General features: G+C 40.4%; 14 protein-coding genes and 3 pseudogenes. 5 read left to right on the top strand and 12 right to left on the bottom strand.

Annotated elements, in window-relative coordinates; translation table 11 throughout:
* The 5 genes from galE to NYE50_RS06920 all read left to right on the top strand — a co-directional run bounded on the left by galE (window position 1) and on the right by NYE50_RS06920 (window position 5,946).
* Entirely contained in the window at window positions 1–993 is a 993-nt protein-coding gene (gene galE / locus NYE50_RS06940) for a UDP-glucose 4-epimerase GalE (protein WP_014304819.1), read from the top strand.
* Window position 994: 1 nt separating this feature from the next.
* Window positions 995–2,494: a UDP-glucose--hexose-1-phosphate uridylyltransferase gene (gene galT / locus NYE50_RS06935; RefSeq protein WP_015388381.1), complete on the top strand. Its 1,500-nt coding sequence runs from the start codon at window positions 995–997 to the stop codon at window positions 2,492–2,494.
* Between the two features lie 51 nt (window positions 2,495–2,545).
* Window positions 2,546–3,658, top strand: a complete 1,113-nt coding sequence (locus NYE50_RS06930; protein WP_160249426.1) for a glycoside hydrolase family 53 protein — start codon at window positions 2,546–2,548, stop codon at window positions 3,656–3,658.
* A 269-nt stretch (window positions 3,659–3,927) separates the two neighbouring features.
* The gene (locus NYE50_RS06925) at window positions 3,928–4,401 is read left to right on the top strand and encodes a MarR family transcriptional regulator (protein ID WP_003154948.1); all 474 of its coding nucleotides are present in this window, start codon (window positions 3,928–3,930) and stop codon (window positions 4,399–4,401) included.
* 132 nt (window positions 4,402–4,533) lie between these two features.
* Complete coding sequence (locus NYE50_RS06920; protein ID WP_172869130.1) at window positions 4,534–5,946, top strand: MDR family MFS transporter; 1,413 nt, start codon at window positions 4,534–4,536, stop codon at window positions 5,944–5,946.
* Window positions 5,947–6,045: 99 nt separating this feature from the next.
* Here NYE50_RS06920 and NYE50_RS06915 read toward each other — a convergent pair whose 3' ends face one another.
* From NYE50_RS06915 to NYE50_RS06860, 12 genes and pseudogenes are all read right to left on the bottom strand, one after another.
* Window positions 6,046–6,327 (bottom strand): putative quinol monooxygenase, encoded by a 282-nt coding sequence (locus NYE50_RS06915; protein ID WP_022553524.1) that lies wholly within the window; start codon window positions 6,325–6,327, stop codon window positions 6,046–6,048.
* Window positions 6,328–6,448: 121 nt separating this feature from the next.
* Complete coding sequence (gene bla, locus NYE50_RS06910; RefSeq protein WP_159354701.1) at window positions 6,449–7,369, bottom strand: class A beta-lactamase; 921 nt, start codon at window positions 7,367–7,369, stop codon at window positions 6,449–6,451.
* Window positions 7,370–7,507: 138 nt separating this feature from the next.
* Window positions 7,508–7,782, bottom strand: a pseudogene (locus NYE50_RS06905) (phage terminase small subunit); the annotation flags it as partial.
* Window positions 7,783–7,941: 159 nt separating this feature from the next.
* Window positions 7,942–8,313: a hypothetical protein gene (locus tag NYE50_RS06900; protein WP_159354030.1), complete on the bottom strand. Its 372-nt coding sequence runs from the start codon at window positions 8,311–8,313 to the stop codon at window positions 7,942–7,944.
* A 111-nt stretch (window positions 8,314–8,424) separates the two neighbouring features.
* Complete coding sequence (locus tag NYE50_RS06895) at window positions 8,425–8,721, bottom strand: YjcQ family protein (protein ID WP_159354029.1); 297 nt, start codon at window positions 8,719–8,721, stop codon at window positions 8,425–8,427.
* A 77-nt stretch (window positions 8,722–8,798) separates the two neighbouring features.
* Entirely contained in the window at window positions 8,799–9,185 is a 387-nt protein-coding gene (locus NYE50_RS06890; RefSeq protein ID WP_159354028.1) for a hypothetical protein, read from the bottom strand.
* Between the two features lie 233 nt (window positions 9,186–9,418).
* A complete protein-coding gene (locus NYE50_RS06885) occupies window positions 9,419–10,243 on the bottom strand; it encodes a DUF2971 domain-containing protein (RefSeq protein ID WP_159354027.1) in 825 nt (274 codons plus the stop codon).
* A gap of 374 nt (window positions 10,244–10,617) precedes the next feature.
* A pseudogene (locus NYE50_RS06880) lies at window positions 10,618–10,829 on the bottom strand (helix-turn-helix domain-containing protein).
* Between the two features lie 123 nt (window positions 10,830–10,952).
* Window positions 10,953–11,072, bottom strand: a pseudogene (locus tag NYE50_RS06875) (Fis family transcriptional regulator); the annotation flags it as partial.
* 64 nt (window positions 11,073–11,136) lie between these two features.
* Window positions 11,137–11,499, bottom strand: coding sequence for a hypothetical protein (locus tag NYE50_RS06870; protein ID WP_095271482.1), 363 nt, complete (start codon window positions 11,497–11,499; stop codon window positions 11,137–11,139).
* A gap of 613 nt (window positions 11,500–12,112) precedes the next feature.
* The gene (locus NYE50_RS06865; RefSeq protein WP_014417483.1) at window positions 12,113–12,583 is read right to left on the bottom strand and encodes a hypothetical protein; all 471 of its coding nucleotides are present in this window, start codon (window positions 12,581–12,583) and stop codon (window positions 12,113–12,115) included.
* 77 nt (window positions 12,584–12,660) lie between these two features.
* Window positions 12,661–12,990 carry an HIT domain-containing protein gene (locus NYE50_RS06860; RefSeq protein ID WP_021494066.1) on the bottom strand — a complete coding sequence of 110 codons (330 nt, stop codon included), beginning with the start codon at window positions 12,988–12,990 and terminating at the stop codon, window positions 12,661–12,663.
* Window positions 12,991–13,108: the final 118 nt, after the last annotated feature.

Here is a 13,108-nt window from a genome sequence, read left to right as displayed (position 1 = left end):
ATGGCGATTCTCGTTCTCGGCGGAGCCGGCTATATCGGTTCTCATGCGGTTGATCAATTAGTAAACAAAGGATTTGAAACGATAGCTGTGGATAATCTCCAGACAGGCCACCGGAAAGCCGTTCATGAAAAAGCCGTTTTTTACCATGGAGATATCCGTGACAAACCGTTTCTTCGCTCTGTATTTGCGAAGGAGAACGTAACAGGCGTTCTTCATTTTGCCGCTCAATCCCTTGTCGGCGAATCAATGAAAGACCCTCTTTCATATTTCAATAATAATGTGTACGGTACGCAAATTACGCTGGAGGTCATGCAGGAATTCGAAGTGAAACACATTGTGTTTTCTTCATCCGCCGCTGTTTACGGCGAACCTGAAAAAGCGCCCATCACAGAAGACATGCCGGAAAATCCGGAAAGCGCATACGGGGAATCAAAACTCATGGCAGAAAAAATGCTGAAGTGGTGTGAAACCGCTTGCGGCATAAAATATGTCTCGCTTCGGTATTTTAACGTTGCCGGCGCGAAAACGGACGGTTCCATCGGAGAAGATCATCATCCGGAAACCCACCTTATCCCTATCCTTTTACAAACCGCGCTCGGTCAGCGCGAGGAGGTTTTGATATTCGGCACTGACTATGATACAAAAGACGGCACGTGCATCCGCGATTATGTTCATGTTTCTGATTTAATCGATGCCCATATTCTCGCTCTGGAATATTTGCAAAACGGCGGAGACAGCGGCATTTTCAATTTAGGATCAAGCAGCGGGTTTTCCGTATCAGAAATGGCGGAAGCGGCCCGGCAAGTGACCGAAAGAGACATAAAAGTAAGAGCGTCCGCAAGAAGACCCGGTGATCCAAGCGCCCTCATCGCTTCCAGCGATAAAGCGCGGAACATTCTCGGCTGGAATCCGAAACAAACGGACATATCGGAAATCATTGCGTCAGCATGGAATTGGCATCGGCATCATCCTAACGGATACAAGGACAAATGAAATGGAGGCGGCGGTCATTGACGTTTTTGAATCAGTGGCAGGGTTTCTGAAAGAAAGCACTGTCTTAGGCGACATAAATGAAACAGATGTGATTTATACAAGAAACAGACTTCTCGATCTGCTCGGACTGACGGATTATGCAGAACCGAAACGTATCAAGAAACAAAACAGGCTTCACTATGTGGACGAAATGGTGAAAGACGCGGTAAAACGGTCAATCATAAACGATACGCCGGCTGAAAGAGACATGCTGGGAAGCAGAATCATGGACGTAATCACACCGGCCCCTTCTCTGATCAATGCCGCATTCAGCAAATTGTTATCAGATTGCCCGAAAAAAGCAACAGATTATTTTTATAGATTGAGTCAAAACAACGACTATATTAAGACGCGGGCCATTCGAAAAAATATCGTGTACCGCTCAACAACACCTTTTGGAGAATTGGACATCACCATTAATTTATCAAAGCCCGAAAAAGACCCTAAAGACATCGCCGCGGTAAAAAACAGTCCGGAAAACCGGTATCCGAAATGTCTGCTCTGTATGGAAAACGAGGGGTATGCCGGAACACCGCATCACCCCGCCCGTTCAAACCACCGCATCATCAGGCTTGACTTAGCGGGAGAACAGTGGGGTTTTCAATACTCTCCTTATGCGTATTACAGCGAGCATGCCATCTTTCTTTCAAGCGTACACAAGCCGATGAACATCAGCCGCGACAGCTTCAGAAGGCTTCTGGCCATTACGGAAATTTTCCCGCATTATTTCGCGGGGTCAAACGCAGACTTGCCGATCGTAGGAGGTTCCATTCTTTCACACGATCATTATCAAGGCGGCGCCCATGAGTTTCCCATGGCAAAAGCGGGTTCCCTCTACCCTTTTCATATGCGTCATTTTCCAGACGTTCAGGCCGAAGCCGTAAAGTGGCCGGTATCAGTGATCCGCCTTCGCGCAAAAGATCCGGATTTGCTGACAGATGCCGCTGCCTATGTTTTTGAAAAGTGGCGGGAATATTCAGACGAAACCGTCAGCATCATCGCGAAGACAAATGAACCCCATAATACCGTCACCCCGATTGCCAGACGCAGGGGAACGGATTTTGAAATCGATCTCGCTCTCAGAAACAACCGCACCTCCGAAGATTATCCGGATGGCATTTTTCACCCGCATCAGGATGTCCATCACATCAAAAAAGAAAATATCGGTCTGATTGAAGTGATGGGGCTCGCCGTTTTACCTCCCCGCCTGAAAGATGAGCTGGCAGAAGTGAAAAAGTATTTACTGAATGAACCTCATGACATCAAAGACATTCATCTTCCGTGGGCTGAAAACATCAAAGCGGATAAAGACGTGACACCGGAAAATACAGCCGCTGTTTTACAAAGAGAAACCGCGAATGTATTTTTACGCGCGCTGACCGATGCAGGCGTTTTTAAAATGACACCCGAAGGAATTCAGGCGTTTCAGCGTTTCACGACGTTATTGGAGAATGGCAGCTGAAACATTCAGAGTGAAATCAATCAACAATCTTTTTTATCAGGAGGTATTGTGATGTTCAAAAACCGATTGAAACGTGTATTTGTGAGCGCAATCTGTCTTTCTCTCATTTTCACCGCTTTTACATTCTTTGAGAAGTCTCCTAAAGCAAAAGCGGATGCCCCGTTTGCCTATGGCGCGGATATAGGATGGCTGAAACAAATGGAGGATGAAGGTGTGCGCTGGCTGGATGACGGCGGGAAACAGAAAGATGCCGTGCAGATTCTTAAAGATCACGGAATAAATGCCGTGAGACTGAGAGTGTTTGTGAATCCGCCAAGCAGCTATTATTGGCTGAAAGACGGCACAACATGGACCATGCTCGGCTATAGTGACAAAGCAGGCGTACTTGCGGCGGCCAAAAGGGCAAAAGCGTTAGGAATGAAAGTAATGGTTGACTTCCATTACAGTGATGTGTTCGCTGATCCCGGCCACCAGATCAAGCCGAACCAATGGACCGGCTATTCAAACAGCCAGCTTCAGGCAGCCGTGTATAACCATACGTACGATGTCATGAAAGAACTTAAAAATCACGGTATCTCCCCTGATTGGGTGCAAGTAGGGAATGAAATGAATTCAGGAATTTTACTGCCCGACGGCAGCACGAGCGATTTCAGCAAATTGACCGGCTTACTGAACAAAGGCTATGACGCCGTGAAATCCGTCAGCCCGGCCACCAAGGTAATCAGCCATTTAGCACACGGCACGGACAACAGCCTATTCAGATGGTGGTTTGATCAATTCTTTAAAAACGGAGGGAAAACCGACATCATCGGCGTTTCGTTCTATCCCTATTGGGAAGGTAAGCCGTACTGGGAGCTCACCGGCCATTTATCATCTAATTTGAATGACATCGCCTCACGCTACAACAAGGAAGTCATGGTGGTTGAACTGGGCGGAGATGAAAATAATCCGAAAGATTCCTACTGGACCATAAAAGACACCATAAAACTGGTGAAAGCCGTTCCGAACGGCAAAGGAACCGGCGTATTTTACTGGGAACCCGAAGCTCACTCCAGCGTTCTGTCAGATGCGTATCCACTAGGCGCAACCGCAAAAGTGTCTAAAAACGTCTTGAAATACACAACCGCAATTGACGCTTTTTATGATGCCGCAACAGGAAAATGATTGATGCAATTCTAAAGCAGGCTCTTTTCGCAGCCTGCTTTTTTGTAAGGCTGCAGAGTTAGCCTGTTATGAAGAGCTAATAACGAATACGGAAAGAAACATACTCGAAAAAACACATTTCGGTTAAAAATAGGATACTTCTTCTGTTCCCCCTCCTTCTTATTTCTGCGCACTATCTCTCAGTTCCTAAATAATAACTTTACGATTGTTGAAAAAGAAACAAACATTTTATAATATTGTGTAAGCACCACCGAGCAGGAGGACGGGTCATGGACAAAAAAGAACAGCTCCTCACGGATTTCAGGGACTTTTTTAACAAGATGGTGTGGCTGAATAGGCTGAAGATGGAAGAAAGCCTTAAGGGGCATAAACCTTCTGAAGTGCATTGCATCGAATTCATCGAAAAAATTGAAGACGCCAATGTGACAAAACTTGCGGAGTCCCTTTATATGACAAGAGGCGCTATAAGTAAATTAACGAAGAAGCTTATCAATAAAGGCCTTATCGAAAGCTATCAGAAGCCGCTTAACAAGAAAGAAATCTATTTCAGGCTTACCGAGCAAGGAAAAGTCATTTATAAAATTCACGAGGAATTGCACAAAGAGTTTCAAGAACGGGACAAAATCGTGTTTGAACAAGTAACTGATGAACAATTTGACACGATGCTGAGCTTCGTGGAAACATACAGCAGGCATTTGGATTCAGAAATAAAGAAACTTGGTGCAGACATGAAATCGGAATAAAACCATAGGCAGCCCCGCTCCATGAAAACGGGCTGCCTTTTTATATCCTTCTTATTGTTGACAAAGAAACAAAATCACTCTATTATTTTGTTGACAAGGAAACAAATACAGCAATTTTGAGAGGAGAATAATATGTCAACACATAAAAGAAAGGAACTTTTGCTGCCAAAAGAAGTTCTCACAGCCGCCTGGGCTATTGCACTGGGAGCAATTGCTCCCATGCTTGACTCTACGATGGTAAACATCGCCATCGGCAAACTGACCAAAGACTTCAACACGACATTGGATACCATTCAGTGGTCCGTTACAGGCTATGTCTTAGCACTTGCAATTGCAGTACCCGTATCCGGCTGGCTTATGAATAAATATAACGGTAAGAAAATCTTCATCGGCTCAGTCATCGCCTTTGGTGTCATTTCTGTTTTTGCGGGAATGAGCCGTGACGTTTCCAGCTTCATCGTCTTCCGTTTGCTTCAAGGATTCAGCGCCGGTATTATGACTCCGCTTATGTCAACACTCTTGGTTAAAACGGCAGGTCCGGAAAACCTGGGAAAAGTGATGGCAATCGTCAGCACCCCTATGATCTTCGGCCCGATCTTAGGACCTGTCATCGGAGGCTTCATCGTCCAAGGCGCTTCATGGCATTGGATTTTTTACATCAACGTGTTCATCGTTTTGATTGCCGCACCGCTTATGATGAAAACCATTCCAGACTTTGAACCATTCAACAAAGATCGTAAACTCGATATTTTCGGGATTATCAATTTGTCATTAATGAGCGCGGCATTGATTTACGGCATTACGAAAGCGGCGGATCATGCATCATTTAACAATAGCGACACCATTTTATGGGCGGGCATCGGTCTTGTTTCAGCAGCCATTTATCTTGTATATAATCTGATCAAGAAAAACCAAACCGTGCTGCCTATGAATTTGTTTGCAAACAAAAGCTTCTTAGCATCTTCGATCGGGTTGTTCTTAGCGAATGTTGCCATCATGGGGCCGATGTTAATACTTCCGCTGTTTTTTCAAAACATTCGTCAGTTCACGGCAGTCGGAGCAGCACTCGCTTTAATCCCTCAAGGAATCGGAATGCTCGTGACTCGTCCGCTGATCGGAAAAATGATTGATAAGATCGGTGTGAAATACGTGGTTACGGTCAGTCTTGTTCTTTCGCTGATCGGATCTATCCCGCTTATTTTTATCACCGATAACACAAGTATGATTTGGATTTCCGTCGTATTATTTATCCGCGGCACCAGTTTTGGAGGAATGATGCTCCCATTAATGAGTGACGCTTATACAGGCCTTGACAGCAAACAGCTTCCGGAAGCGGGTGTCGGTATTCATATGATTGAAAACCTCGGTTCCAGCTTTGGGTCAGCTGTGATCGCAACCGTTACCGCAACTGTCATACAAGGATTGCAGCCGACGATTCCGAACAGTTTAAAAGGCTACCATGCCGGGTTCTTAGTATCCGTCATCATCCTTGCGGCCATCTTCATTCCAAGTCTGTTCCTTACCCATAAAAAGACTGCGATATAAAGAACTTTTTAAAGTAAAAAACCCTTGCGCAGCAAGGGTTTTAGTGAACGAAACTGATGATTGTTGTTGACAGAGTCGGCCAACAATAGACAAAGCCTTTTACTCATTCACATTGCTTTTCATTAACCATTCTACTTCCGTTAATTCTTGTTTTTGAACGTCTTTTGTATGTTTTTTCGTAAAATGGACTTTAACAGCTTCTTCGTTTTCCCAAATCTCCCAAAGCATGATTTTGCGTTCTGATGGTTCGAGCGGATGAGCATGGAACTGAATACAGCCTTCTTCTTTGTTCGTTTCTTCCTCAAGTTTTTTGAATTCCTTCATTATTTCATTAAGGTCTTTATCACTGATAATATTTAAGCATGCCGTTATGTAATGCATCGAAACTCCCCCTCTTCCCATCTTTTTATGGCTTTACATTATAACATTTATCGAAAAACGAAACCGGCATACCGCATTCTCAACATATAAAAAACCGTCCATAAAAAATGAACGGCAATGTTTATTTAAGGGCATTAAGAGCGACTTTTGCAGCCTCAGCGATAAGAGCATTATTATAATTGGCATCTTCCGTAAACCGGTTTGACAGGATTGCCAAAACAATTGGGGCTCTGTCAGGCGGCCAAACGATCGCAATGTCGTTTCGTGTGCCGTAGCTTCCGGCTCCGGATTTATCGCCGACTTCCCATCCTGCAGGAGCGCCTGCCCGAATCAGTTCGTCGCCGGTAGCGTTGCCCCGCATCCAATCCGTTAAGATCGTGCGCTTGTCAGTCGTTAGAGTGTTACCCAAAGCGAAAGTCTTAAGATCAGTTGCCAGTGCTTTTGCGGTGCTTGTGTCACGACGATCCCCGGGAATCGCCGAGTTTAAATCCGTCTCGAATCGATCAGCTTTCGTTACATGATCCCCGATCTGTTTCAATGACTTTTCGAAACCTTTAGGGCCGCCAAGCTGCTGCAGCAATAGGTTCCCGGCGGTATTATCGCTGTAACGGACAGCGGCTTCTGAGATTTCTTTCAGGCTCATGCCTGTATCCAGGTGTTTTTCTGTGATTGGAGAATATGTAACTAAATCGTCTTTGCTGTAGCGGATGATGGCATTAAGTTTTTCATTTGAGCTTGTCTTCAGAACAGCAGCCGCGGCCAGAACTTTATAGGTTGATGCGTAAGCAAACCGTTCATTCGGCCGATAGGCGATTGTCTTGTTTGAACCTGTATCAATCGCATAAACCCCAAGCCTGGCATCAAATTTTTTCTCAAGCTGAACAAATTTCTGATTCGTTATACAGCTTGTCATTTTTGTGTCTTCTATAGACTTCGCTTCAGCATGCGCTGAGCCGAATAAAGGATTGAAACCGGTAAAGCTTAAACATAAAAGTCCAATGCATATTCCAACTTGTATTCCCGCTTTATTTTTCACATTCAGGCCTCCTCATTAAAATGATTTTGTATACATCTTCTAATTAACATTACAAACAGGATGAAAGTCAATATATTTCCTGTGAGATGTTGTCCATGACAGTTAGGAAATCAGCTGAAAATTTAATTGAAAACACCCCTAAATCTCTTCAATGGATAGTGTTTCTTCCGGCAGATATTTCGAGAAAAACCCGTGTGATACAGCGTTTGGTTTCTTGCCGGAGCCCCCTCCGCTGTTTCCTAATGCGTTTTTGCTGCCGGGTTGCCCGCCTATTTTTGTGTGCATCTTTTCCTTTCCCAACCATGCCGCTGTTTTTACGATTTAATGGTGTTCACTGACACCCCATATTTCTCGGCAAGATCCTTGTATTTCATACCTTTGACGTAATCCTTATACGCCTGAATATGCTTTTCAGCCATCTACATTCACCGCCGCCCCCTTTTGATTCGTGTTTATTTTTGAAAAGATATTCCCTCTAAACCGACGCCGCACTCAGACCGTTAACCACCAATAGTTTTCCCGAGGCTTACCGGAATCGGTTTACAGAGAACATAAAAAAGCATCCTGAGGAATGCTTTTTAGTAGACACTAATGTTATCTTTAAGAATTTTAAAGTCTTTGTCTATTATTTGTTCACCAATTGTTTTTAATTCTCCATTTATTCTAGAATTTTTCACATCAATAGAACGAGTGACTATTTCAATGCCTGTAATAATTCCTATTAACCCATCACATATAGCATTATGTGCCTCTTGCAATACTTCGGGTGGCTTTTCTTTTAGCACTTTTTTTAATAAGATTTGGACTTCTTCAGACGCCCAGTAGTAGCTTTCCAATAATCTCTCAAGATCTCTTCTATCGGAGGTAATTAATATATTGGTTTTGCCTTTAATAGAGCTTAATTCAGTTGTGATTTCAGCAATTTTTCTCTTTAATAAATGATTAGCCAATGACATTATTATCACCTCAACCATATTGAAAATGAAATTTTTCCAAATGAAAGAACTTATCATAAATAGATGCAGTCGTTAGATAAAAAAGCACCCCAAGGGATGCCCATGTTATTTAATCCAATCTCTTAATTCTTTAATTGTGTTATATGTTTTAGCCCAAACATTATTTTGTTCAAGGTATTCCATACCGTCAAAAGTAATTTTTGCATGTTTTAATAATGTCATTTTTACAGGGTTACCCATACCAGCTCTAATGACAGTTGCATTTTCAATTAAATTTTTACGTTGCATCATTTCTACAACTTCACCAAAAAACTGAAGATCTGCATCGTAATCGGTATATCTAGGCTCAATACCTTTGTCCATCTCTTTTAAAATACTATAAACTAGTTTTCTGCGATCCATTTACTCACCTCCCACCTTATTATCGGTTAAGGAGTAGGAGAAAGGAACAATTTGCAGAATTTGTCGAATGATTTAGATTATTTCTTTCTTGTTTGCACGGGTATGCCATCTTCAATATCTTTTAAAGACCTCCTAATATAGGACCGAAAATTATTATACATGCCCGTGCCCATAACATAAGTGCCCCTTTGTTCTTGATTTGCCTTTTCTAAAAAGGTATCTAACAAATCCACTTTTTTCTCGAAAGTTATACTAGAATTTTCTTGTAAAGATAGGATGTACTCATAAATTAATTTGGCTGGTTCTTTATCTGCATTACCTCTACTATACCCTATTGTATAACTAGGAAGTAAAGGTGCTTTTGCCCACCTTTTCATAAAAAAGAAAGCATTTCTAAACTCTCTTTTTCGGTCTACAACGTTTTCTTTACCTTCTTCTGAGTTGACTAATTTTTTCTTACTCAAATTTCATCACCGCCCAATAAAGATTATACCAATATCAGGTTTAAGATGTTGTTTGAAAAAGTAAGCAATCGAAGACTCTCTTCATAAATAGGTCGCAACCGTAAGACGAAAAAAGCACATTGGATTACTAATATCTATATGGTATTTTAGATTTATTTACTGAGTTTTCATCAAGATGGTCATAACCATTCACTTCCAAAAATTTCAGTATTCCGTCTTTGGCTATATCCATATTATTCTTCGGCCCAATTTAAACCTTTAATTGCACTTTTATCATGGAATGGTACAGTAAGATAAGGAATAAAAGTACCATTTGAAACTCTGCAAGAATAGTCTAAATAGTCCGGTTCAACAGCCTTTGGAATTAATGCTACTCTGTACTCCTCTTCTTGAGAAAAACATGAATCCTTAAAAAAGACAGAAAAAATTTTCACATACAAAGACAAGAAACCATTTTGATAACTCCATTGCGACCATTGATAACTACCAGAGTTAGGGTCATCTAATTTGTTTTGAAAAAACAAATTAACTCCAATAAACTTACTCATTAGTTCTTCGATCATTTTCCTTTGTGTTTTTATATCATAAATGACTGGAAATTCCAACAGATCATAATTATCTAAATTTAACTTTCCAAATAAATTTTTAGGGTCAAGAACAATATTATAACCATCATTATTTGTATAATTAGACCAAAGTAAATTTGAATCTGAATTTGTAGTGAGTGACATTACATAGACAGGTTTTTTTAAAGGTTTAGATTCAATAATATATTTAAAATGGTTTAAGAAACTGTCTTTTGATTCGCCGCAAATATCTGATATTACCTCTTCACATAAATTATAAGTATACAACAGTTCATTTTTATCGTTCAAAAAGTTTGCATCAGATAGCCAAAATTCTTTACGTTTTAAAATTCCTTCTACTCCATAGATATTTGTATAATGATAGAGTAATTTTATTTTCTTTTTCTTTTTGCTTTCTATAAATTCATAAACGAGATTGCGAAAATCCTGATGGGGCTGTATTTTTTTTGGTTTAATATCTTTTAATTTCAAAACCTTACCCTCCCAGTTTATTATCGGTAAAAGGATAGGAACCTTTGCAAAATTTGTCGAACGAAAGAACCCTTCCGCTTTTGAGATTCTGCAGGTTACATCCGATAATCTAAATGGCTTCAGATGTCGTTATGACTTCCTTATCCATGAAAATTCAAAGCACGTCCATGCTCTTGAAGATAAACTTAGCCATTCCGAAGGTTTCTCCATTTTAGGGTTATATTAATTAGGGTCAATATCAACCAGATCAATGCCAAAATCATGGTGATAATATCCAAGGTGCTAAGATGACCATAATTAAAATTAGTGAACAATATCACAAACAGAATAAAGAATAAGATCGTTGAACCATCGATTAATTTTTTCATATTTGCTCATTTCCTTCTATGTTTTTGAAAATCCAAAATATCCTCTTTCAGAAAAAGCCTGTCCCGAGGCATTTCTTTCATCGGCTCTAATTCCCCGCTTTTAACTAACTGGTTTAGGTATGGCGAGTGAAGCCCAATATTTCAATTGCTTCGCTTGTATTAACGGTTTCCTCATTTAAGAACCGTTTAATTGCATCGCGTTCTTTAAGATTATACATAATATCATCCTCTTTGAATCCCCTAATTTGTAACAATAAACAATACCATTATACCTATAACAATAGTAGTCTTTAAAGATTTTTTGAAAAATTTTCTTATGTTTCAATAAATAAACAACCTATTCATGCTAAACAGAATAGGCTGTGATCTGCTCTATTTTTCATTTTCAGGCAGGAACGTTCAATGTTCTTCTGCACAGTTCCTTTTTTAATCCCCAATAACTGCGCGATCTCTTCGGCAGACGGCGCAACGGCCTCCGCTATAATACAACGGATAAATGATTGCCTTGAGTAGTTTTTTTCATTGTCATTGCTTCCCCTGTTTTTTGTATTCTGCGATTTCCTTAGGGGTAGCCTTCCGGACTCCGTCTGCGTCTGTCCTGTTTGCCACTTGAACGCCTTCCATATTTTTTATCTCGCTGACTACTCCCAAATGCTCTAAATACACATGATCACCAATCTTGAAACGATTCTGTTTGGCCCGCTCCTCGGTCATGCTCCTGTATTCAGTCGCGGCTTTCATTTTTAATTCAGCCAGACACATTTGACAAAGTGTTACTGTTACAGAATTGCCGTTAAAATCAGTAAACGAAACCGATCTGACAGATTCCTTTTCCGGGTGCATCGTGCATGTTTTCTTCATAGGTGATGGCCGTGTAAATTCAATCATTCCGTTTCCTCCTCAAAAAAGTCTTTTCGTCCCCTGACATAACTCCGGATGAACGGGAAGTTCCATACACCCGCATTCGAACTGTCACGACACCGCCATCTGACGGATTTTCATACATCCTTCATAGCTATAAGCCTATATTCCTTTATATTCCCAATGCTTGCCGCACTTCCCTGTTAGGATGAAGTTTCTAAAGCTGTTGACCAGTTGCCGCATGTTGGTTCCCCATGCGAAAAGCCGTTTGGGCCGCCGTATCCCAATTCATACGGGTGAATTTCAGCCCTCTCATATGTGTGTATGCTTTGTAAAGGAGGTGCATCACATGATGTTCTAACAACCGATTCAACATGAACAAAGTGATGTAGTCGACAAAAAGATTGCCGAGAACAAAAAGAACGGTGAATCTAAAAACAATTGACCTTTCTGAATATGAATTGCTGGTCAACGTATATTTCAAATTAATAAGATAAATAAAATAGACCCCCTCAAAGTTAATGGTGAGGGGGTCTTGAGTATGCGGCCGATATTTCTTTATTGAACTCCAAACGAAGAGATGCAAAAATGGATTGAAGAGGTGATGGTTTTGCCGCCATGTTAATGTACAAATATTTAATTAATACTGTATCAGTTTATTCAATATGTTAATTTTACTTTGATCTTTATTACTCTTCTTTGTTCTTCTATATCCATCTAATAAAGACATATTATAAACCTTGAGGTAATCATCAATAGTCAGCAAATGATATTTGGCTCCGTCATCTTCAAAAACCCCTAGGTTATGATAATCTACATCTGCAAATGGTTTTAAATCCTCAATGTAAGCAATGCCTATTTTAGTATTAGTTTTCCTAAATTCATGCTCATGTAAATCAACCAATTTATATCCTTGCAGTTCCATAATTTTTTTAAGTTTTTCCCACTTTTCCTCTAAAAATATTAAAGGAATAAGGATGTCAATATCTTCTGGTGAAAAGTTCAACCCAGTTACCTTTTCAAGACCTAAAGAGCCATATAATAATGGGGTAATGTCTAACTCTTTATTAAGAGTTTTAGCTATATTTATAAATTCATTATACAATTTCATTTTATATCCTCAATTTTTGGCTATTTACTGCTCCTTGGAGTTTCTTTGGAATTTATTTTCACTTTAAAAGGATTCTTTTATCTCAATGGATCTCCTGAAGCTATATGCCAATGCAGATGCTTTGAATCCTGATAATCTCCTAAGTTAGTAAGCACCCTGCAAGAACCACTTTCTTTTGTCACCTTCGCCGCAACCTTTTTAATCACACCCAGCAACTCGAGTAAAAGTTCATTGTCGTCTTCTTCCAAAGTGATTAAAGAAGAGATATGTTTTTTAGGAATAGCAACAATATGCACCGGCCAAAAAGGTCTTGTATGATGATACGCCAATACATTCTCGGTTTCTAAAACTTTATTTACTTTTGTTTTTCCGCTTAATACTTCATCGCAATAAAAGTCTTCTGTCAATCATTAATCCCCCTTACTTTTTAGCGTTGATCTTCATAGTCAATATACAAATTTAACCCAATGCTCTACTTTATTTTTCACCTTTATCATTAAAATAAGAGAACCACAATAAACTTAT

The sequence above is a fragment of the Bacillus sp. EU55 genome (assembly GCF_038005925.1).
Taxonomy (GTDB): Bacteria; Bacillota; Bacilli; order Bacillales; family Bacillaceae; genus Bacillus; species Bacillus velezensis.
Note: the sequence above shows the minus strand (reverse complement) of the source record. Positions and strands in the feature narration are given on the sequence as shown.